This is a genomic window from Yoonia sp. D2-7 (assembly GCF_055809435.1).
This window is the reverse complement of record NZ_CM147912.1, coordinates 2,097,525-2,116,547: the sequence shown is the minus strand read 5'-3', so window position 1 is coordinate 2,116,547 and position 19,023 is coordinate 2,097,525. Positions and strand designations below refer to the sequence as shown.

Sequence of the window (19,023 nt, the reverse complement as noted above, 5' to 3'; positions counted from 1 at the left end):
CCTATCGGGTCTTAAACGGGTGGCCCTGAGGCCTTATTGGAATGATGTGTGAACAGCCGTGACGGCAGCAGGATTGATCGCAACATCTGTGTCACGCTGGATTTCAGCGTTGAAGACTTCAAAGATGTCCTGCGCGATGCCAGCAGATGCCGAATTGGCAAACACGTCACGATCAGCGGTCAGCGTTTCATCGTCAGCGGCGGGCACAGATTGCGTTTCCAACCGGACGATGGCGACAAATGTGCCTGCGTCGATTGTTGTCACTTCACCTGTTTCCATTTCGAACACACGTTGGATAAAGCCGGGTGGTGTGCCTTCGACAAAACTACGGCGCGTCAGGTTTTCTTCGGTTGTAGCAACCAATGCGACGGTTTCGAAACCTGCTGTGGCTGTGAGTTCAGCGGCGACGGCTTCTGCTTCTTCGACAACAGCCTGTTGGGTACGGGCGACTTGCCATGCTTCTGCAGCCGCGTCTTTGACGTCAGCAAGCGGGCGCAGGGCAGGCGGCGTGATCCCGTCTAGACGCAGCGTGAAGATACCGCCGTCTTCGAGTTCGAACAGGTCGGGGAAGTCGCCTTCTGCGACTGTCACTGCAGCATTCCGGAACGAATCGTATGCTGCGATGTCGTCGCGATTTTCAGTGGACCAATCGATAGTTGCAATGCGCAGGTCGGTTTGGTCTGCGAGATCTTCGAGACGTGCGCCACCCGCCAGCAGATCGTTGATGCCTTCGCGGGAATCGTCGATGACACGGCGGGCACGGGATGCGGCCAGTTCTGCGCGCAGTTCTGGCTCTGCTTCTTCAAAGGTTGTTTCGTCAGCGGCCAACACCGCATTCATCCGGAACAGGGCAGGGCCAAAGTCTGTTTCAAAGGGTCCCACGATGTCGCCAGCGTTTGTCGCAAATACTGCTTCGCCTGCGGCACCCAGATCGTTTTCATCGACGTCGCCCATGTCGACATCGGTCAGGGCCAAGCCACGTTCCGCAACGAGGTCTTCAAAAGTAGTTTCTTCTGCAGTGATCGCAGCAATGGCGGCGTCTGCTTCGGTTTGGTCAAGATAGACCAGACGTTCAACAAGACGGCGTTCTGGACGCACATATTGGGCGATCCGGTCGTCGTACAACTGGCGCACGGCAGTCGCATCAACAGTCACGTCGTCTTGGATCATATCCGGCGTCAGCCATGCGTAGGTGATGGCGCGGGTTTCGGGCGCCGTAAACTGATCAGGGTTTTCTTCGTAAAACGACTGAATGTCAGCATCTGTTGGGCCGGGAACGGGCTGTGTCAGATCGTCAGCCGTCAGGGTCGCCCATGTGATTGAACGCTGTTCGCCAATGTAACGAGCGAGGGTGTCAGCATAAGCCTGTGGTGCCTCAACACCGTCCACGATTGCGCCTTGCAACAATGTGCGCGCGGCTTCTTCACGGATGCTGGTTTCGAATTCGGCTTCGGTCATGCCATTGCGTTGCAGGCTGCTGCGGTAGGCTTCGCGATCAAAACCACCGTCCAGGCCACGAAAACCGGGGACGCGCAGGACTTCTTCACGAACACGTTCGTCACCGACGGACAGGCCCAATTTAGCCGCTTCGTTGTCGAGCGTCCGTTCCGCAATCACGCCGTTCAGGACCTGTTGATCCAGACCAATTGCTTGGGCTTGAACAAAACTGACAGGGGTGCCAACTTGTGCCTCGAAAGCCCGAATTTGTTCGTTCAGGGCGCGTTGGTACTGAACCACTGGAATGGACTTGTCGCCAACGGTGCCGATGCTGCGGATTGTGCCGGACAGACCGCCCGCGCCAAAGCCTAAAAGGCCTATCAGCAAGAGGACAACGATCACCCATGCGGCGGATTGTTTTGCTTTACTTTTGGCCATTGGATCGGTCCCTCAAACTTGGTTGACGATGAATAAGACGCAGCCCACCGGTCTGCAAGGTCACAGGGTCAGGTTTTCGAGCCGATCGAACAAAACTGCGATACCTGCGCGGTCGATATTGGCAAAAGCGATCCGCAATTGCTGTGCGCCGCCCGCGACATCATCGGGCATGAACATCGTGCCGGGCAGCGTGAGGATGCCAGCGTCTTGCACCAGTTTCTGGGCAAGGACGTCAGACGCCATATCAAACGGGTGCTGCATGTAGGCAAAATAGGCGCCACAACCGAGCAGTTTCCATCCTTTGGCGGCAATTCGCGGGAAGTTCTCTTCAATCGCGGCACGCCGGTCGAGGATTTCAAGCCGTTCACCTGCAAGCCAGTCGTCCAGATTGTGCATCCCCCATAGGGCCGCACGTTGGCCCAGCTGGTTCGGGCAGATCGTGACTGTATCAAGAAATTTTTCAGCCTCGGCGAGCAGGGAGGGACTCGCCACCATCGCGCCAACACGGTGGCCTGTCAGGCGGTAAGCCTTTGAAAACGAATACAGTTGGATCAGCGGATCGTCCCACTGCGGATCAACGAACAGATCATGTGGCGCACCGGTCCGGCTGTCAAAATCGCGGTAGGTTTCGTCAACGATCAGCTTGATGCCACGGCGGCGCGCGAGATCGCGGAAGGCAGACAAGGTCGCCGCGGGGTATTCAACGCCTGCGGGATTATTCGGGCTGACCAGCGCAATTGCGCGGGTTTTGTCGGTGATCAGTGCGTCGGCGGCATCTGCATCCGGGATCATCCCGTCACCAACCATCAACGGGACGGTTTTCACGCCCGCCATGTCCAGCCACATGCGATGGTTAAAGTAATACGGGACAGGTATAATGACCTCGTCGCCTTCAGTACAGATTGCGGAAATTGTGGCTGCAAAGGCTTGGTTACAGCCAGAGGTAATCGCGACCTGATCTGGCCGGACTTCGCTACCATATGCGTCCGTCCAACGCGTTGCGATTTCGGCACGGAGGTCTGGCAGGCCCAAAACAGGTCCGTAAAGGTGGGTTTCTGCGTCGTCTCTGATCATATCCGCCATCGCATCGCGCATAGGCGCAGGTGGCGGATCGACGGGGGCCGCTTGACTTACGTTCAAAAGGGGGCGGTCTGCGGGATGGATCACGCCGTCAAGCCAACGGCGGGCTTCCATCACGGGTGGTGAAAACGTGGCGTTGGTGCGCGAAATGCTCATGGTGTGATCCAAATGTGCGGCTGCGCCGCGTTACTTTTTTAAATTGCCCGAAGAACCGAGAGCCGAAGTCAGACGAAAGCCAGATTGGTGGCCGTTCAACCGTCGATCAAGCAACTCTCGGTTTGCAAAGGGCGAACGCTTAATCCTGGCCGCGATATGGTTCTACGTATTGCAGCGCCATATCCCATGGGAAGAAGATCCATGTGTCTTGGCTGACACCTGTGATGAAAGTGTCGACCTGCGGTTCACCTTCGGGTTTGGCGTAGACGGTGGCAAAATGCGCTTTGGGGTACAGCGTGCGGACGAGTTCAAGCGTTTTTCCGCTATCCACCAGATCATCGACAATCAGAATACCGGTGCCGTCGCCCATCATGTCGTCGTCCGGTGATTTCAACACCTTTGCTTCGCGACGTTGGTCAGCTGCGCCACCACCTGAATGATACGAGACCACAGAGATGGTATCGACAGTCCGAATATCCAGTTCGCGTGCGACAATCATCGCAGGGGCCATGCCGCCGCGTGTGATAGCCACAACTGCTTTCCATGCCCCGTCGTCTGGCCCTTTGCCGTCAAGCCGCCATGCAAGTGCTCGGCTATCGCGGTGGATTTGGTCCCAGCTGATGTGGAATCCTTTTTCGTGGGGCAGGCGGTCGGTCATGTGTCTTCCTTTGGGTGGTCGTTTGGGGTGGCGGCGCAGCGTGCGCCGCCGAAACAGTTTATTCTTTTGTGATATCAGGCGCGTCGACGGCTTTCATACCGACAACGTGGTAACCTGCGTCAACGTGCAGAACTTCACCCGTGGTGCCGGAGCCGAGATCGGACAGCAGGTAAAGTGCGGATTTGCCCACATCTTCGATTGTTACTGTGCGGCGCAACGGTGAGTTATATTCGTTCCATTTCAGGATGTAGCGGAAATCGCCGATGCCGGATGCAGCCAATGTCTTGATCGGACCTGCTGAAATCGCGTTTACGCGAATCCCGTCTTTGCCGAGGTCCTCAGCCAGATAACGCACGGATGCTTCGAGCGCTGCTTTACACAGGCCCATGACATTGTAGTGCGGCATCACACGTTCTGCGCCGTAGTAGGACAATGTCAGGCAGGACCCGCCTTCGTTCATCATCTTTTCCGCGCGCTGCACAACGGCGGTGAACGAGTAAACAGAGATGTCCATGGATTTCAGGAAGTTCTGACGGCTAGTGTCCACATAGCGGCCACGCAGTTCGCCTTTGTCAGAAAAGCCGATGGCGTGAACGACGAAGTCCAGCTTGCCCCATTTCTTTTCGAGTTCAGCGAACAGAGCGTCTATAGATGCTTCGTCATTGACGTCACACGGCAGAACGATGTCGGAACCTGTTTGTGCAGCAAGTGGGCCAACACGTTTCAGAAGCGCGTCACCTTGATAAGAGAACGCCAGTTCAGCGCCTGCGTCGGCGCAGGCCTTCGCAATGCCCCAAGCAATCGACTTGTCGTTTGCCAAGCCCATTATCAGGCCGCGTTTGCCCTTCATCAATTCAGACTTCATGTGGCTGCCCCTTATTTATTTGTGCCATGTCTCCTGTGGTTTAGGCGATGCGGAGGAGCGCAGCAAGTTAAAGCACATTGTCAGATGGGCGCGAACGCCCTAACTCATTACATAGGACCTGATACGAAGGACGGGACGTATGGCAGATAGGGACGGAATTTTCGCGGGGGACGATCCGTTTGTGATCGCGCAACGCTGGCTCGATGATGCTGCTGAAACCGAAGTGAACGATCCGAATGCAATTGCTTTGGCGACGGTTGATTCGGATGGGTTACCCAACGTCAGGATGGTCCTTTTGAAAGAAATCACCGCCGACGCTTTTGTTTTTTATACGAATTATGAAGGGCAGAAGGGGCAAGAAATCGAAGCATCGGGCAAAGCAGCCTTTGTCCTGCATTCAAAATCGCAACGCCGCCAAGTACGCGTTCGCGGCTTGGTTGAACGCGAAGATGCTGCTATTTCGGATGCATATTACGCATCCAGATCGCTTCAGAGCCGTTTGGGGGCTTGGGCGTCTGCGCAATCCCGCCCTCTGGCATCGCGCGGTCGATTGATGGCTGAGGTTGCAAAAATCACGGCCCAAAAAGGGACAAACCCAGCGCGGCCACCGCATTGGGGGGGCTATCGGATAACGCCGCTTGAGATAGAGTTTTGGGCGGATGGGGCCTATAGATTGCATGATCGCTTTAAGTGGACACGTCCCGCGCGAGACCAACAGTGGGAAATACAGCGCTTGAACCCATGAATTTCACGAAGCGTGAACGGTAAACGCTTGTCAGGCGGTTTGTTTTCTGATCGTTTAATGTATACCTAATCTAATCAGCGGCCGAATGTCGCTCGGCGCGAAGAGTAATACAAATGTCATCGACCACTCCGACCCACACTATCAAAGGCCATGTGAAGTGGTTCGACCCTACCAAGGGTTTTGGCTTTATCGTGCCCGAAGACGGCGGCAAGGACGTGCTGTTGCACGCAAATGTGCTGCGCAACTTTGGGCAAGGCTCTGTCGCGGATGGTGCCGAAATCGAAATCGAAGTGCAGGAAACAGATCGTGGCCTGCAAGCCGTCAGCGTTGTTGATATCGCCGTCGTCGTAGATTCGATTCCCCCGCTACGGGATATGGAAGAACTATCGCCTGAAGATATCGCGAAAGTCGCGATTGAACCTGCACGGGTGAAATGGTTCGACAAAGCCAAAGGATTTGGGTTTGCAAATGTTTTCCGCGACCCTGAAGATGTCTTTGTCCATATAGATGTGCTGCGTCGCTCTGGTTTGGCCAATTTGCAGGCCGGTGAAGCGATTGGTGTGCGTCTGTTCAATGGTGAACGTGGGCGGATGGCGATTGATGTGGTAACGTGGGACAACGTAAGTTGATAAAAAGATGTGCGGCGGCATTGCTGCTGGTGTGCTTTGGGGCAGGGGCCGCGTCTGCGGCTTGTTCTGTAGACGTTGTGCGGGTCGTTGGCGATTTTGGTCAGGCAAACTTCAAGGTTGATGTTGCCGATGATAATCAGGAACGCGCCCAAGGATTGATGTTTGTTGAAAGCATGCCAACGCTTGGGGGCATGCTTTTTGTTTATGATCAGCCCGGTCATGCGACTTTCTGGATGCGAAACACACTGATTCCGTTGGATATGTTGTTTATCACTTCTGCCGGCGTGGTGTCCCATATCCACGAGAATGCGATTCCCGGCGATGAAACCACGATCGACGGCGGTAAAGGGATTCTTGCCGTGCTCGAGATCAATGGCGGCTTGTCGTCACGGTTGGGAATTACAGAAGGGGCTATGATTCAGCACCCGTCTTTTGGCGCGGATTCCGTGTTACCTTGCCCAAAATAAAAAATCTTCATTTTGTAGAATTTAGGGGTTTTCAATCCCGATCGTACCCTCTAAATCAAGCCTCAGTCGGGGCATAGCGCAGCCTGGTAGCGCATCTGTTTTGGGAACAGAGGGTCGGGAGTTCGAATCTCTCTGCCCCGACCACTTCACAAAAATCGTGACAAACGAGCCGGTTGCCTTCATGGCGGGCCGGCTGTTTTGTTTGTTGCGCCGTGGCGAATCTGCACAGCTACCAAATGTTGTGTGAGTGGGGTGCCGAACCGATTCTCACGGAATCGCCTGACAGCGGCGTTAAAGCAAAAGATGAGCCCTCGGGGCTAAGTTAGCCAGTTCATTAAACTTCTTCGGTTCGTCTTTTCCACAGGTCCGGTTAACCTTCTGTGGAGAACTCTGAGGATGAATCGGGGAAGTGTTTCCCGCCCTTTTTCAAACTCAGTCGTCAACTGCTTTAATCTACATATAGTGGTAAAAAATCCGTTGACCCCCAAGGGGGCGATGCGCCAGATTGTGCGAGTTGCTAACGACCACACAATATGTGGTGTTGGGGATGGGGACCGGGCAGAAGCTCATACAATTTGTGGACTTACAGGCTGAAAACTTAGGTTTTCGTCACTGGAAACGTTCGGCCCATCGTCAAGGCACGCAGACATGCGGATCCTTTTTTTGGATTCGGGACTAGGGACAGGCCGCAACGACGGCGCATTTTACGGGGCAGACGCGATGAGAATCGAACGCAATTTCACCAAAGCCGGCCAAGACGCATATGATGCTTTGGCATTTAACACGACGACGTCCGAAATTCGGAATCCGGACGGCACAATCGTATTCAAGTTGGACAATTGCGAGATTCCTGACGGCTGGTCCCAAGTCGCGTCAGACGTCATCGCCCAGAAATACTTCCGCAAGGCCGGCGTTCCTTCAGAGATGAAGAAGGTCAAAGAAAAGGGTGTTCCAGAATTTCTGTGGCGCTCTGTTCCGACCAAAGACGCGACATTCGGCGGCGAAACATCAGCCAAGCAGGTTTTTGACCGTCTCGCGGGCGCATGGGCCTATTGGGGCTGGAAAGGCGGCTACTTCACGAATGAAGAGGATGCCCGCGCTTATTTTGACGAAATGCGCTACATGTTGGCGACACAGCGTGCAGCGCCAAACAGCCCGCAGTGGTTCAACACAGGCCTGCACTGGGCCTACGGGATCGACGGTCCGGCCCAAGGTCACCACTATGTTGACTACAAGACTGGCAAACTGACAAAATCCACATCTTCCTACGAACACCCGCAGCCGCATGCTTGCTTCATTCAGTCTGTCGCTGATGATCTGGTGAACGACGGCGGCATCATGGATCTGTGGGTACGCGAAGCACGTCTGTTTAAGTACGGTTCCGGCACAGGCACCAACTTTTCTTCGCTCCGCGGCGAAGGGGAGGCCCTGTCCGGTGGTGGTAAATCATCCGGCCTGATGGGTTTCCTGAAAATCGGTGACCGTGCTGCTGGTGCGATCAAATCGGGTGGCACAACGCGCCGTGCCGCCAAGATGGTCATCGTCGATGCGGATCACCCAGATATCGAAGATTTCATCAACTGGAAGGTCATCGAAGAGCAGAAAGTAGCGTCCATCGTTGCTGGTTCCAAGATGCACGAAAAGTTCCTGAACGCGATCTTCAAAGCGATTAAGGACTGGGACGGCAAGGAAACGGATGCTTACGATCCTAAGGTGAACTCCAGCCTGCAAACAGCTGTTCGTGAAGCGAAAAAGGTCGCGATCCCTGAGACGTATATCAAACGCGTTTTGGATTATGCAAAGCAGGGTCACACATCGATTGAATTCCCGACCTACGACACCGACTGGGATTCTGAGGCTTATTCTTCCGTCTCGGGTCAAAACTCGAACAACTCGATCCGCGTAACCGATGCGTTCCTGAAAGCTGTCGAAAATGACGACGACTGGGACCTGATCAACCGTCGTGACGGCGAAGTGCAGCGTACCATCCGCGCACGTGACCTGTGGGAACAAGTTGGCCACGCTGCTTGGGCCTGTGCCGATCCGGGCATCCAGTACCACGACACCGTGAACGCATGGCACACATGCCCAGAAGACGGTGCAATTCGTGGGTCTAACCCGTGTTCCGAATACATGTTCCTTGACGACACGGCCTGTAACCTCGCGTCTATGAACCTGCTGACATTCTACAAGAACGGCGAGTTCCAAGTCGAAGACTACATGCACGCAACACGTCTCTGGACTGTGACGCTGGAAATTTCCGTGATGATGGCGCAGTTCCCGTCTAAGGAAATCGCGCAGCGGTCCTATGATTTCCGCACATTGGGTCTGGGCTACGCCAACATCGGCGGTTTGCTGATGAACATGGGCTACGGTTACGACAGTGACGAAGGCCGTTCCATGGGGGCCGCGCTGACTGCGATCATGACAGGTGTGTCTTATGCGACATCCGCTGAAATGGCAGGCGAGCAGGGCGCGTTCCCTGGGTACGCGAAAAACGCGGACCACATGCTCAAAGTTATCCGTAACCACCGCAACGCGGCATACGGCAATACAGACGGCTACGAAAAGCTGGACGTGAAACCTGTGCCTCTGGACCAAGCCAACTGCCCTGATCAGCGTTTGATCAAACTGGCCGAAGGCGCATGGGACGAAGCGTTGAAGCTGGGCGAAAAGCACGGTTACCGCAATGCGCAGGTTTCTGTGATTGCGCCAACCGGCACCATTGGTCTGGTGATGGATTGCGACACGACAGGTATCGAGCCTGACTTTGCGCTGGTGAAGTTCAAAAAGCTGGCTGGTGGTGGCTACTTCAAAATCATCAACCAATCGGTGCCTGCGGCGTTGGACACACTCGGCTATGGTTCTGCCCAGATTGAAGAGATCATTGCGTACGCAGTTGGTCACGGTTCAATCGGCCAAGCGCCTGCAATCAATCACACATCCTTGATTGGTCACGGTTTTGGCCAAGCAGAGATCGACAAAGTGGAAGGTGCGCTGAAAGCCGCATTCGACATCCGCTTTGTGTTCAACCAGTGGACCTTGGGCGAAGAATTCTGCACCAAAACGCTTGGTATCCCAGCCGAGAAGCTAAACGATCCAACGTTCGATTTGCTGCGCCACTTGGGCTACACAAAAGCCGAAATTGACGCAGCAAACGATCACGTCTGTGGGACAATGACGCTGGAAGGCGCGCCGTTCCTCGAGGAAAAGCACCTGAACGTGTTTGATTGTGCGAACCCATGCGGCAAGAAGGGCAAGCGTTACCTGTCCGTCGACAGCCACATCCACATGATGGCCGCAGCGCAATCGTTCATCTCTGGTGCGATTTCCAAAACGATCAACATGCCAAACGACGCGACAATCGAGGACTGTCAGAAAGCCTACGAACTATCTTGGTCCTTGGGTGTGAAAGCGAACGCATTGTATCGTGACGGGTCAAAGTTGTCCCAGCCATTGGCCGCTGCCTTGGTGGAAGACGATGATGAGGCGATGGAAACGTTGGAAAGCGGTTCCATGCACGAAAAGGCCGCTGTTCTCGCCGAAAAGATCGTCGAAAAGGTGATCATCAAGGAAATCTACAAAGAGCAAGAGCGCACCAAGATGCCGGAGCGCCGCAAGGGCTACACTCAAAAAGCCATTGTTGGTGGCCACAAGGTGTACCTGCGGACAGGCGAATACGAGGGCGGCAAGCTTGGTGAAATCTTCATCGACATGCACAAGGAAGGTGCTGGTTTCCGCGCCATGATGAACAACTTTGCCATCGCGGTGTCTGTTGGTCTGCAATACGGCGTGCCGCTGGAAGAATTCGTCGACGCGTTCACATTCACCAAGTTCGAACCGGCTGGCATGGTTCAGGGCAACGACAGCATCAAGAATGCGACGTCGATCCTTGACTACATCTTCCGCGAACTGGCTGTGTCCTACCTTGACCGGACCGATCTGGCCCACGTCAAACCCGAAGGCGCGTCTTTCGATGATATCGGTCGCGGCGAACAGGAAGGTGTGTCCAACGTCACAGCGCCATCCGATGCTGCAGCGTCCAAGTCATTGGAAGTACTGAAACAAATCTCTTCCACGGGTTACCTGCGCAAGCGGATGCCACAAGAGCTGATCGTGCTGAACGGCGGCGGTGGTGAAACTGCGAAAGCTCCGGTTGGCGAAGGTGATCTAGCGGTCGAGACTGTTGTGACGGAAACATCAACCGTGGCTGTCGCCACCAGCATGGACGCCCGTAGCAAGGCAAAAATGCAGGGGTACGAAGGCGAAGCCTGCGGCGAATGCGGCAACTATACGCTGGTGCGCAACGGGACATGTATGAAGTGCAACACCTGCGGCGGAACGTCTGGGTGTAGCTAAAACTATAAGCGCCGAATTTTCGCGAAGAGTCGGCGCTTTTCGAGACCCGGGGTGGGTGCGCTCACCCCCGGCGCGGATCGGGCCGCAGGCAAAAAACATTGAGCGGTATAATCACGAGCCCGATAAGCGAAACTAACGGGGTCCCTGCGGGGGCCCCTTTTTTATTGATTCGGTTCAGGGGTGGCGTTTTCTGCCTTATGACGCGTTATTTCATAGGGGCGGGTCAAACGTTAGCAGGTTTCACCCTCCCTCGTAGTTGCAGCCGTCACCCGACTTGTCGGCCTTGGCTCCAAACGTTTCGCAAGATCGGCGCTTTGCGATTCTGATGGACTCGTAAGACGTCTCCACGCAACCCAACTTCTAATTGGCCGCGGTCGGTGAGGCCGGCGGCTTTGGCCGGATTGCGGGTAACCGTGGCGATTGCACGGGGGACGTCGTTCCAGATTTTGGCGAGATGGAAGGCGGATAATAGCAGGGCCGACGGGACATAATCGGAAGACACGATATCCAAAAGGTCAGCGTTTGCCAGATCTTCCGCCGCGACGTTTCCGGAATGCGACCCACCCCGTATTAGGTTGGGCGCCCCCATCATCACTGCGATCCCGTGCGCGCGACAGGCTTCCGCCGCTTCAACTGTCGTGGGAAATTCTGCAAAGCCGACACCGTTCTTGGCTGATGTTGCAACATGTTCACCGGTGGTGTCATCGTGGCTGGCAAGCACAGCGCCGAGGCGTTTGGCTTCGTGAACCGCGCCGACTTCGTGCTTTGCACCGTATCGTTTTTGAAGATTTATTTGATTTTCAACGTGTTCCGCGAATTCGGCGTCGTTCATGCCGCGTTTCTTGGCGACGTATGTTTTAAGCGCTGTAAGATCACGGAACTGCCGTTGACCGGGCGTGTGGTCCATCAGGCTAACAATGCCAACCCGATCGTCGACACTAAAGGTGGCCAATTCTTCAAGGAGCGTTTCTGAGCAAATCTCAGCCCGCAGATGCAGAAAGTGGCTGATCTTAAACAGACCTTCGGCGCGTGCCGCCAATAGTTCATTTGCAAGTGTGCGGGCGTATTCAACATATTGCCCTTTTTGACTGCTGTAGATCGACCCTACGCGCATGGCGTCAAAGACGGTCGTGATTCCTGTGGATGCAAGTTCCGCGTCATGTGCCAGAAGGGCAGGCAGATGGGGCCAATCCACTTTTGGGCGGGGTTCCATGTGACGTTCGACGTTGTCGGTGTGCAGCTCGACCAATCCCGGCAGAACAAGATCACCTGCGCAATCAATTGCACCATTTGGCACTACGTCACCTTCGGCGATGTTGGTAATCACGCCCTGTTCGATTGTAATCGATCCGGTTAGGACTTGATCTGCCAAAACGAGCTGTGCATTCGCCAAACAAATGTCGTTTGTCGTGCTGGTGTCACAAGACTTTGTAAATGAGGGCGCAGAAAAAGGGGAATTCATGTCATATTCTCGATTTGCGATTTACTTTATCCCGCCGGAAGGCGCTTTGGCAGATTTTGGTGCCGCGTGGCTGGGTTGGGATGTTGTGACTGGCCGCGACGTTGTTCAGCCATCTGTGCACGGTTTGCGTGACATCACGATGACACCGATGAAGTACGGGTTCCATGGGACGTTGAAGCCGCCATTCAGGCTGGCAGCAGGGCGATCTTTCGCGGAACTTGAGCGCGCGGCGGCGGATCTTGCCGCGACGGTAAAACCCGCAGTCAGCGGTGGTTTGGAATTGACCACGTTGGGCGGTTTTCTTGCGTTGACGCCAAGCGGTGATGTGTCTGGCGTACGGCGCGTGGCGCAGGCCTGTGTGTGTGATCTCGACCCGTTTCGCGCGCCCGCTAGCGCGGCTGAACTGGACCGCCGACGTGCCGCTGGATTGACCGCGCGCCAAGACGCGCTTTTGACCCGATGGGGCTATCCATATGTGATGGAAGAGTTCCGTTTCCATCTGACCCTTTCGGGGCGTTTGCCTACGCACGACATCGCGCGTTGGACGGGAGTCGCAAGCAGTCATTTGCCCGATTTGCCCAAGCCGTTTGTGATTGACCAAATTGCCCTGTGCGGTGAACGCGAAGATGGCCGGTTTGAACTGATCCATCGTCATGCCCTGACCGGCTGAAGCAGCTTGGCTGCATGTGCGATCGTCGTCGGTAAAGGGCCGTCGTTCGATACATGGATGACCTTGAGACCTGCAGGCAAAGGTTTGTCTGCGACTGATATCCTTTTTGCAATGTCTTCTTGGCTTTCGCGACCACGCGCAATGAGGCGTTTGGCCAATGTTTCCTCAGTTGCAGTAATGTTCAAAACAACAAAATTCGGAAAAATCTTGGCGGCATCACATAGCGCGTTGCGTGAAAAATTTACGAGGCAGTCTGTCCCAGTGTGCAGCCTGTCACGGACTTTGATCGGAATGCCATAGCGCAAACCATGCGCGCGCCAATGGACCGCGAATGCCCCATTTTGCACCAAGGTTTCGAACGCGGCAGGGGTGGCTGCATCATAGTCTTCGCCGCCAAGGCCCGGTGCGCGTGTGATGACCCGACGCACCATATGCATGCTTGGCATCAAATCATGCAGACCTGCCATCACGCTGTCTTTGCCGACGCCGGACGGCCCAACGACTGCGATGAGGCGTCCTTGCGTCATGCCGCCACCTTTGGCGTGAATTGGCTCACGTCTATTTCCCGATTACACAGACGGTCGCGTGCCGCTTCATCGTGGAAGATCCCGATGATCGCAGCACCGCGTGCCTTTGCATCTTCGATCAGTGACAGCACGACTTCGCGATTGGCGGCATCAAGGCTCGCGGTGGGCTCGTCCAACAGCATTGCAGGATATTCATGCGCGAAACCACGCGCGATATTTACGCGCTGTTGTTCGCCGCCTGAAAACGTTGTGGGCGAAAGGGACCACAGCCGTTCTGGGATATTCAGCTGTGACAACAACCGCTTGGCGCGTGTTTCGGCATCATCGGCGGATACACCCACCGCACGCAATGGTTCGGCCACCACATCTAGCGTTGGCACACGTGGCACAACCCGCAGGAACTGACTGACGTAGCCAAGCACATCGCGACGCAGGTTGATGACCTCGCGCGGTTGGGCCTGCACTATGTCGACATCGCCGATCCTAATTTCACCTGCTTGCGTTCGGTAGTTGCCGTAGATCATGCGCATCAGCGTTGATTTGCCTGCACCCGAAGCTCCGGTCAGGGCGACGCATTCGCCTTTGGCGACGGACAGCGAGGCATCGTTGATCACTTCGATCACAGCGCTGCCTTGGTTGTGCAGCGTGAAGGTTTTTGAAACGTCTTTGAGATCAATCATCGGTCATACCTGTAAGACTGAGGAAACAAGAAGTTGGCTGTAAGCGTGTTGTGGGTCATCAAGCACCTGATCGGTAAGACCCGCTTCGACGACATGCCCGTCTTTCATCACCATCAACCGGTCGGCCAATAGGCGCACAACGGCAAGGTCATGGGTCACGATGATCGCAGACAATCCCATGTCGCGTACCAGCCCGCGCAACAGATCAAGCAGGCGTGCTTGAACGGACACGTCCAAACCACCCGTAGGTTCATCCATAAACACAAGCCGCGGGCCCGTCACCAGATTGCGCGCGATCTGAAGCCGCTGCTGCATCCCGCCCGAGAACGTTGTGGGGCGGTCATCTACACGGCTGGCGTCGATTTCGACCCGACCGAGCCAATCAACCGCCTTGCCACGAATGTCGCCGTAATGGCGTTCGCCTACGGCCATCAGGCGTTCACCGACGTTGCCGCCAGCGCTGACACCCATGCGCAACCCGTCGCGGGCGTGTTGATGAACAAAAGCCAAATCGGTTCGGCCCAACATCCGCCGTTCGGGTTCAGACATCGTGATGGTATCTTTAGGGCCATCTGCGCGGGTATCAAAAACGACCGCGCCAGCGTCAGGGATCAAGTGACCTGCCATACTGTTGAGGAGCGTGGATTTACCAGAACCGCTTTCCCCGACAATGCCCATGACTTCACCCGGGTACAGGTCAAACGACACGTCAGCGCAACCGATATGCGCTCCGTAGCGTTTGGTGAGGTTTTGGACGGATAAAAGCGGCGTCATGCTGCGGCCTCACTTTCGGTTGTTGCGGGCCCGAAGTGGCCAGCGTTGCGGCGTCCCATGCAATAATCGGTGTCAGAGCAGCAAAAGAGACGGCCGCCTTGATCATCGGTGATCACCTCATCGAGGTAGCTTTCATCAGACCCGCAAAGTCCGCACACATGATCCGCTTTTGTGGCCTCAAATGGATGATCTTCGAAATCGAGGCTCACCACCTGCGTGTAAGGTGGCAATGCGTAGATGCGTTGTTCACGCCCCGCGCCGAACAGTTGGATCGCCGCCATATCGCCCAGCTTGGGGTTGTCGAACTTTGGAATGGGCGACGGGTCCATGACATAGCGGCCTTCAACCTTCACCGGATAGGCATAAGACGTCGCGATATGACCGTGTCGGCTAATGTCTTCGTAAAGTTTCACATGCATCAGGCCGTATTCTTCGAGGCTATGCATTTTACGAGTCTCGCTTTCGCGTGGCTCAAGAAACCGCAGCGGTTCTGGGATGGGCACCTGATAGACTAGAATTTGATTTTCGGTCAGCGGTTCTTCGGGAATGCGGTGGCGTGTTTGGATCACGCTTGCCTCGCTGGTCTCGGTGGTTGTCTCCACGGCCGCCGTGCGTTCAAAAAACGTGCGGATCGAGACGGCGTTGGTCGTATCGTCGGCCCCTTGGTCGATCACCTTGAATGTGTCGTCGGGGGTCAACACGGCGGCAGACACCTGCACACCACCCGTGCCCCAACCATAAGGCATTGGCATTTCGCGTGAGGCAAAGGGCACCTGATACCCCGGGATAGCAAGGCCCTTCAGGATCGCGCGGCGGATCATCCGCTTGGTTTGTTCATCGAGATATGCGAAATTGTAATCAGACATGATGAGTGCCTCGGAAGGTATAATGAGTATGGAATGGGTTTTCTTCGCAGCTCTCGTTGCCGCGGTTTTGGCATACGGGTTCTGGAGTGATCGGCGACATAGGCGCCGCAAACAGTCGTTGCGCCGCGATGATAGCGCCGGTGTCTACGTCTGGACCGATTTTGATGGCAGCGAACGTAGATCGTCCAAGCATCCCGAAGAACCCGGCGGTATATGGCATAGCAACAGTAGTTCTTGGGGCGATTTTGGTGGCGACGGCGGAGGAGACGGTGGTGGTGGCGACTAACGTCATTCTGCTGCCTCCTGCATTTGATCCGCGCCAGCTTCGCGGCGCAGTTTGCGCACCAGTTCGAGCTCGGATTGAAAATCGACGTAGTGTGGCAGTTTGATATGTTCGAGGAATCCAGTCGCCTGAATGTTGTCCGCGTGATACAAAACAAATTCAGCGTCCTGCGCGGGTGCACCTTCGTTATCTTCGCCTAGTTCTTCCCATCGTAATGCGCGGTCCACCAAAGCCATTGAAATAGCTTTGCGTTCGGTCTGGCCGAAGACCAATCCGTACCCGCGCGTAAACTGGGGTGGTTCTGTTTTGGAGCCTTTGAATTGGTTGACGGTTTCGCATTCGGTCAGGGTGACTTCGCCAATTTCCACAGAAAACCCCAGCTCTGGGATATCCATTTCAACAGGCACCGTTCCGATCCGTAGCTCGCCCACAAAAGCGTGGTTGCGGGCGTACCCCCGCTGTGTGGAATAGGCCAAGCCAAGCGTGAATCCTTCGTCCGATCGTGTGAGCGCTTGCAGTCGTAGCGCGCGTTCCGCTGGCATTTCCAAAGGTTCGCGGGTCAGATCGGGCGGAGAGGTATCGTCGAGTGGGGCGTCTTCGATCAGCCCTTCCTGATTTAGGAAGTCGGTCACATGTGGCACCGCCGCAGCTTCGACGTCGCGCGTCGGGGCGTCTGCAACTTCACCATCTGCTGCCAGTTTGAAGTTCAGCAAACGGTGCGTGTAGTCAAAGGTTGGGCCTAGAATTTGACCGCCGGGTAAGTCTTTGAAGGTCGCAGAGATGCGCCGGTCACACGCCATCGCACCTGTGTCCACTGGAAGCGAAGAGCCAAAGCGCGGCAATGTCGTGCGGTAGGCGCGGATCAGGAAGATCGCTTCGATCAAATCGCCCCGTGCTTGTTTGATCGCCAGAGCTGCGAGGTCCGGATCATAGAGCGACCCTTCGGCCATGACGCGGTTCACTGCAAGGCTGAGCTGTTCGCGAATTTGCGCAGTGCTTAGTTCTGTAACGCTGGTATCGCCGCGTCGTTCTTCGGCTAACCACGCATGTGCGTTTTCGATGGCCCGTTCGCCACCCTTGACGGCTACGTACATGACGACACCTCCGTTGAACGCGGCAGGGCTGCTAGTTGATCGCCGCATGTGAAAATGAAATCCAGACCAAGCGGGAAAAGCGTGTGGTTCAATTGAAACGCAGCGGTTTCGGGCAAGTTCAGTTGTGCGGTTTGTTTAATGCCGGGTCCGTTCAACACCGAATTGCCCGATAGTGTGTCGCTTTCGACGATAAGCGTCGCAGACCGATCTGGGTATTCCGACGTGCCCACTGGATAAGCCGACAATGGTCCAAGTGCGCCCCACGTGCCGACTGCGAACATCGCCTGTGATGGCCCCGTGACCGGTGCACCGGTGTGAAACGCCAACCAAGACCGTACGTCCGCGCAATCGGTATCTCCGGCCAGATAAACCGGCGTGTCGGCGTCGCAAAGGGTCAGTAGAACAGCGCCAGCGGCTTTGGATAAGGGGGCAGGGGGTTCGGCCCCGGTGATGTCTTGTATGGTGCCGGGGCGGGCCATGGCTTCCATGACGCTTCGAAAGGCATGTGCAGATTGAATGGCTGGGTCGGAAAAACCGCCGCCTAACGTTTGCGCGTCCATCAATCGTCCCCCCGCACCATCGTGAAAAAATCAACCTTCGTGGCGGCGGCTTTGGCTGCGCGGTGCGTCTTGCGCGCCATCGCTTCCGTTTCGAGCGGGCTCAGCACAGCAGCGCGCACGTCGTCCGCATGTGTCGTTTGCATCATCGCATCAATCAGTGCCGCGGCTTCTGCATCTGCTTTGCTGCGCCCTTGAATATAGGCGTGCCCGACTTCGCCCGTCGCAAGGGTCAAGGCGCAACGGGTCACGGTCACTTCACCCAAATTGAAGGGCGCGCCCGTTCCGCCAGCGCGGCCTTGCACCATCGTGCTGCCGATTTCGGGGGCGCGCAGCCAAGTGAATCTGGGGCGCGACAAATGCGTATCCAACAATTGCGAAACACGACCCTCGGGCGCTTTCGCCAAAAGCCCCATCCAGACTTTGCGGGGGTTTTCTGTATCGAATGTATCTTTCATCTCGACAACTTGTCTTTCATCTATACAACTATACATATCCTAACATATTTTGCGTTTCCCGATAGAAAAGATTTGTGAAGTTTGAGTGACACAGCCCCCAAGACCCCCGTTTGGAAAGCGATTGCGTCTGCACTTCGCGTAGACCTCGCTGAAGGCCGCTATGCCCCCGGTGACAAGCTGCCGACCGAAGCTGCACTGGCCGAAAGGTTCGGCGTTAATCGCCATACGGTGCGTCACGGCATTTCGGCGCTGGTGGGCGAAGGGTTGGTGCGCACGCGGCGGGGCGCTGGCGCGTTTGTTGCGGCCACGCCCACCGATTACCCCATCGGCAAACGGGTCCGGTTCCACGAGAACCTGATCGCAGCAGGACGACGGCCTGAGAAACGGGTGATCCATCTTGAAGAACGTGCGGCATCCGACGGCGAGGCGTTTGCGCTGAATATCGCCCCTGGTGATCGGGTATGCGTATATCAAGGTTTGTCACTGTCAGACGGGCAGCCGATTGCGCTGTTCGAAAGTCTTTTCCCGCTGTCGCGGGTCAATGGCATTTTTGATGCATTCAAAGAAACAAGCAGCGTGACCGATGCGTTGGCGCTTTGCGGTGTTGCAGATTTTGCGCGTGCGTCGACGCGCCTGACGGCCGTGCGCGCCGAGGCCACCCAAGCGCTGCATTTGCAGGTTCATGAAGGCGATCCGCTACTGCGGTCCAGCAGTGTTAACGTCGATGACACTAAGACTGCGATCGAATACGGGCGGACCTACTTTGCTGGGGATCGTGTGACTTTAACGATTGAAACCTGAACCGCTCGAAGTTGACA

General features: G+C 55.7%; 19 protein-coding genes and 1 tRNA gene. 8 read left to right on the top strand and 12 right to left on the bottom strand.

Features of this window, described 5'->3' with window-relative positions; translation table 11 throughout:
• Positions 1-33: 33 nt before the first annotated feature.
• The 4 genes from AC0L7R_RS10335 to fabI all read right to left on the bottom strand — a co-directional run bounded on the left by AC0L7R_RS10335 (position 34) and on the right by fabI (position 4,634).
• Complete coding sequence (locus tag AC0L7R_RS10335; RefSeq protein ID WP_473656790.1) at positions 34-1,875, bottom strand: SurA N-terminal domain-containing protein; 1,842 nt, start codon at positions 1,873-1,875, stop codon at positions 34-36.
• Positions 1,876-1,935: 60 nt separating this feature from the next.
• Positions 1,936-3,111: an aminotransferase gene (locus AC0L7R_RS10330; RefSeq protein WP_473656789.1), complete on the bottom strand. Its 1,176-nt coding sequence runs from the start codon at positions 3,109-3,111 to the stop codon at positions 1,936-1,938.
• 139 nt (positions 3,112-3,250) lie between these two features.
• Positions 3,251-3,769 (bottom strand): xanthine phosphoribosyltransferase, encoded by a 519-nt coding sequence (gene gpt, locus AC0L7R_RS10325; RefSeq protein WP_473656787.1) that lies wholly within the window; start codon positions 3,767-3,769, stop codon positions 3,251-3,253.
• A 58-nt stretch (positions 3,770-3,827) separates the two neighbouring features.
• The gene (gene fabI, locus AC0L7R_RS10320; RefSeq protein WP_473656786.1) at positions 3,828-4,634 is read right to left on the bottom strand and encodes an enoyl-ACP reductase FabI; all 807 of its coding nucleotides are present in this window, start codon (positions 4,632-4,634) and stop codon (positions 3,828-3,830) included.
• Between the two features lie 139 nt (positions 4,635-4,773).
• On the opposite strand from fabI, the gene pdxH reads away from it, so the two are divergent.
• From pdxH to AC0L7R_RS10295, 5 genes are all read left to right on the top strand, one after another.
• Positions 4,774-5,379, top strand: a complete 606-nt coding sequence (pdxH, locus tag AC0L7R_RS10315) for a pyridoxamine 5'-phosphate oxidase (RefSeq protein WP_473656785.1) — start codon at positions 4,774-4,776, stop codon at positions 5,377-5,379.
• 113 nt (positions 5,380-5,492) lie between these two features.
• Complete coding sequence (locus AC0L7R_RS10310) at positions 5,493-6,008, top strand: cold shock domain-containing protein (RefSeq protein ID WP_473656783.1); 516 nt, start codon at positions 5,493-5,495, stop codon at positions 6,006-6,008.
• Positions 6,009-6,085: 77 nt separating this feature from the next.
• Positions 6,086-6,475 (top strand): DUF192 domain-containing protein, encoded by a 390-nt coding sequence (locus AC0L7R_RS10305; RefSeq protein ID WP_473656782.1) that lies wholly within the window; start codon positions 6,086-6,088, stop codon positions 6,473-6,475.
• Between the two features lie 67 nt (positions 6,476-6,542).
• Positions 6,543-6,619: transfer RNA gene (locus tag AC0L7R_RS10300), tRNA-Pro, on the top strand.
• A gap of 576 nt (positions 6,620-7,195) precedes the next feature.
• Positions 7,196-10,834, top strand: a complete 3,639-nt coding sequence (locus tag AC0L7R_RS10295; RefSeq protein ID WP_473660393.1) for a vitamin B12-dependent ribonucleotide reductase — start codon at positions 7,196-7,198, stop codon at positions 10,832-10,834.
• A gap of 265 nt (positions 10,835-11,099) precedes the next feature.
• On the opposite strand, the gene AC0L7R_RS10290 is transcribed toward AC0L7R_RS10295, so the two are convergent.
• On the bottom strand, positions 11,100-12,296 hold the full coding sequence (locus AC0L7R_RS10290; protein WP_473656781.1) for an alpha-D-ribose 1-methylphosphonate 5-triphosphate diphosphatase: 1,197 nt from the start codon (positions 12,294-12,296) through the stop codon (positions 11,100-11,102).
• On the opposite strand from AC0L7R_RS10290, the gene AC0L7R_RS10285 reads away from it, so the two are divergent.
• Positions 12,295-12,966 (top strand): DUF1045 domain-containing protein, encoded by a 672-nt coding sequence (locus AC0L7R_RS10285; RefSeq protein ID WP_473656779.1) that lies wholly within the window; start codon positions 12,295-12,297, stop codon positions 12,964-12,966. The two genes, AC0L7R_RS10290 and AC0L7R_RS10285, sit on opposite strands and share 2 nt — an antisense overlap.
• Here the strand turns inward: AC0L7R_RS10285 and phnN are convergent.
• From phnN to AC0L7R_RS10265, 4 genes are read right to left on the bottom strand one after another with little or no spacing between them, the layout of a single operon-like run.
• Positions 12,948-13,493: a phosphonate metabolism protein/1,5-bisphosphokinase (PRPP-forming) PhnN gene (gene phnN / locus AC0L7R_RS10280; RefSeq protein ID WP_473656778.1), complete on the bottom strand. Its 546-nt coding sequence runs from the start codon at positions 13,491-13,493 to the stop codon at positions 12,948-12,950. The two genes, AC0L7R_RS10285 and phnN, sit on opposite strands and share 19 nt — an antisense overlap.
• Positions 13,490-14,173: a phosphonate C-P lyase system protein PhnL gene (gene phnL, locus AC0L7R_RS10275; protein ID WP_473656776.1), complete on the bottom strand. Its 684-nt coding sequence runs from the start codon at positions 14,171-14,173 to the stop codon at positions 13,490-13,492. Before phnL ends, phnN begins: the two co-directional genes overlap by 4 nt.
• A gap of 3 nt (positions 14,174-14,176) precedes the next feature.
• Positions 14,177-14,947 carry a phosphonate C-P lyase system protein PhnK gene (gene phnK, locus AC0L7R_RS10270; protein WP_473656775.1) on the bottom strand — a complete coding sequence of 257 codons (771 nt, stop codon included), beginning with the start codon at positions 14,945-14,947 and terminating at the stop codon, positions 14,177-14,179.
• Positions 14,944-15,813 (bottom strand): alpha-D-ribose 1-methylphosphonate 5-phosphate C-P-lyase PhnJ, encoded by an 870-nt coding sequence (locus AC0L7R_RS10265; RefSeq protein ID WP_473656774.1) that lies wholly within the window; start codon positions 15,811-15,813, stop codon positions 14,944-14,946. Before AC0L7R_RS10265 ends, phnK begins: the two co-directional genes overlap by 4 nt.
• Positions 15,814-15,835: 22 nt before the next feature.
• On the opposite strand from AC0L7R_RS10265, the gene AC0L7R_RS10260 reads away from it, so the two are divergent.
• Positions 15,836-16,099, top strand: a complete 264-nt coding sequence (locus tag AC0L7R_RS10260; protein ID WP_473656773.1) for a hypothetical protein — start codon at positions 15,836-15,838, stop codon at positions 16,097-16,099.
• A 2-nt stretch (positions 16,100-16,101) separates the two neighbouring features.
• On the opposite strand, the gene AC0L7R_RS10255 is transcribed toward AC0L7R_RS10260, so the two are convergent.
• The 3 genes from AC0L7R_RS10255 to phnG are packed head-to-tail and all read right to left on the bottom strand — an operon-like array spanning position 16,102 to position 18,205.
• Positions 16,102-17,190, bottom strand: a complete 1,089-nt coding sequence (locus tag AC0L7R_RS10255) for a carbon-phosphorus lyase complex subunit PhnI (RefSeq protein WP_473656772.1) — start codon at positions 17,188-17,190, stop codon at positions 16,102-16,104.
• Positions 17,181-17,750, bottom strand: coding sequence for a phosphonate C-P lyase system protein PhnH (gene phnH, locus AC0L7R_RS10250; protein WP_473656771.1), 570 nt, complete (start codon positions 17,748-17,750; stop codon positions 17,181-17,183). Before phnH ends, AC0L7R_RS10255 begins: the two co-directional genes overlap by 10 nt.
• Complete coding sequence (gene phnG, locus AC0L7R_RS10245; protein ID WP_473656770.1) at positions 17,750-18,205, bottom strand: phosphonate C-P lyase system protein PhnG; 456 nt, start codon at positions 18,203-18,205, stop codon at positions 17,750-17,752. The genes phnH and phnG overlap by 1 nt, the downstream gene beginning before the upstream one ends.
• Positions 18,206-18,286: 81 nt before the next feature.
• On the opposite strand from phnG, the gene phnF reads away from it, so the two are divergent.
• Entirely contained in the window at positions 18,287-19,006 is a 720-nt protein-coding gene (gene phnF / locus AC0L7R_RS10240; protein WP_473656769.1) for a phosphonate metabolism transcriptional regulator PhnF, read from the top strand.
• Positions 19,007-19,023: the final 17 nt, after the last annotated feature.

Bases quoted from the DNA above. Each gene is read 5' to 3' on its own strand.
- AC0L7R_RS10260 (WP_473656773.1), top strand. From the start codon at position 15,836: ATGAGTATGGAATGGGTTTTCTTCGCAGCTCTCGTTGCCGCGGTTTTG.
- gpt (WP_473656787.1), bottom strand. From the start codon at position 3,769: ATGACCGACCGCCTGCCCCACGAAAAAGGATTCCACATCAGCTGGGAC.
- phnH (WP_473656771.1), bottom strand. From the start codon at position 17,750: ATGGACGCGCAAACGTTAGGCGGCGGTTTTTCCGACCCAGCCATTCAA.
- phnL (WP_473656776.1), bottom strand. From the start codon at position 14,173: ATGATTGATCTCAAAGACGTTTCAAAAACCTTCACGCTGCACAACCAA.
- AC0L7R_RS10335 (WP_473656790.1), bottom strand. From the start codon at position 1,875: ATGGCCAAAAGTAAAGCAAAACAATCCGCCGCATGGGTGATCGTTGTC.
- phnK (WP_473656775.1), bottom strand. From the start codon at position 14,947: ATGACGCCGCTTTTATCCGTCCAAAACCTCACCAAACGCTACGGAGCG.
- phnG (WP_473656770.1), bottom strand. From the start codon at position 18,205: ATGAAAGATACATTCGATACAGAAAACCCCCGCAAAGTCTGGATGGGG.
- pdxH (WP_473656785.1), top strand. From the start codon at position 4,774: ATGGCAGATAGGGACGGAATTTTCGCGGGGGACGATCCGTTTGTGATC.
- AC0L7R_RS10265 (WP_473656774.1), bottom strand. From the start codon at position 15,813: ATGTCTGATTACAATTTCGCATATCTCGATGAACAAACCAAGCGGATG.
- fabI (WP_473656786.1), bottom strand. From the start codon at position 4,634: ATGAAGTCTGAATTGATGAAGGGCAAACGCGGCCTGATAATGGGCTTG.
- AC0L7R_RS10255 (WP_473656772.1), bottom strand. From the start codon at position 17,190: ATGTACGTAGCCGTCAAGGGTGGCGAACGGGCCATCGAAAACGCACAT.
- AC0L7R_RS10310 (WP_473656783.1), top strand. From the start codon at position 5,493: ATGTCATCGACCACTCCGACCCACACTATCAAAGGCCATGTGAAGTGG.
- AC0L7R_RS10330 (WP_473656789.1), bottom strand. From the start codon at position 3,111: ATGAGCATTTCGCGCACCAACGCCACGTTTTCACCACCCGTGATGGAA.
- AC0L7R_RS10285 (WP_473656779.1), top strand. From the start codon at position 12,295: ATGTCATATTCTCGATTTGCGATTTACTTTATCCCGCCGGAAGGCGCT.
- phnN (WP_473656778.1), bottom strand. From the start codon at position 13,493: ATGACGCAAGGACGCCTCATCGCAGTCGTTGGGCCGTCCGGCGTCGGC.
- AC0L7R_RS10290 (WP_473656781.1), bottom strand. From the start codon at position 12,296: ATGAATTCCCCTTTTTCTGCGCCCTCATTTACAAAGTCTTGTGACACC.
- AC0L7R_RS10295 (WP_473660393.1), top strand. From the start codon at position 7,196: ATGAGAATCGAACGCAATTTCACCAAAGCCGGCCAAGACGCATATGAT.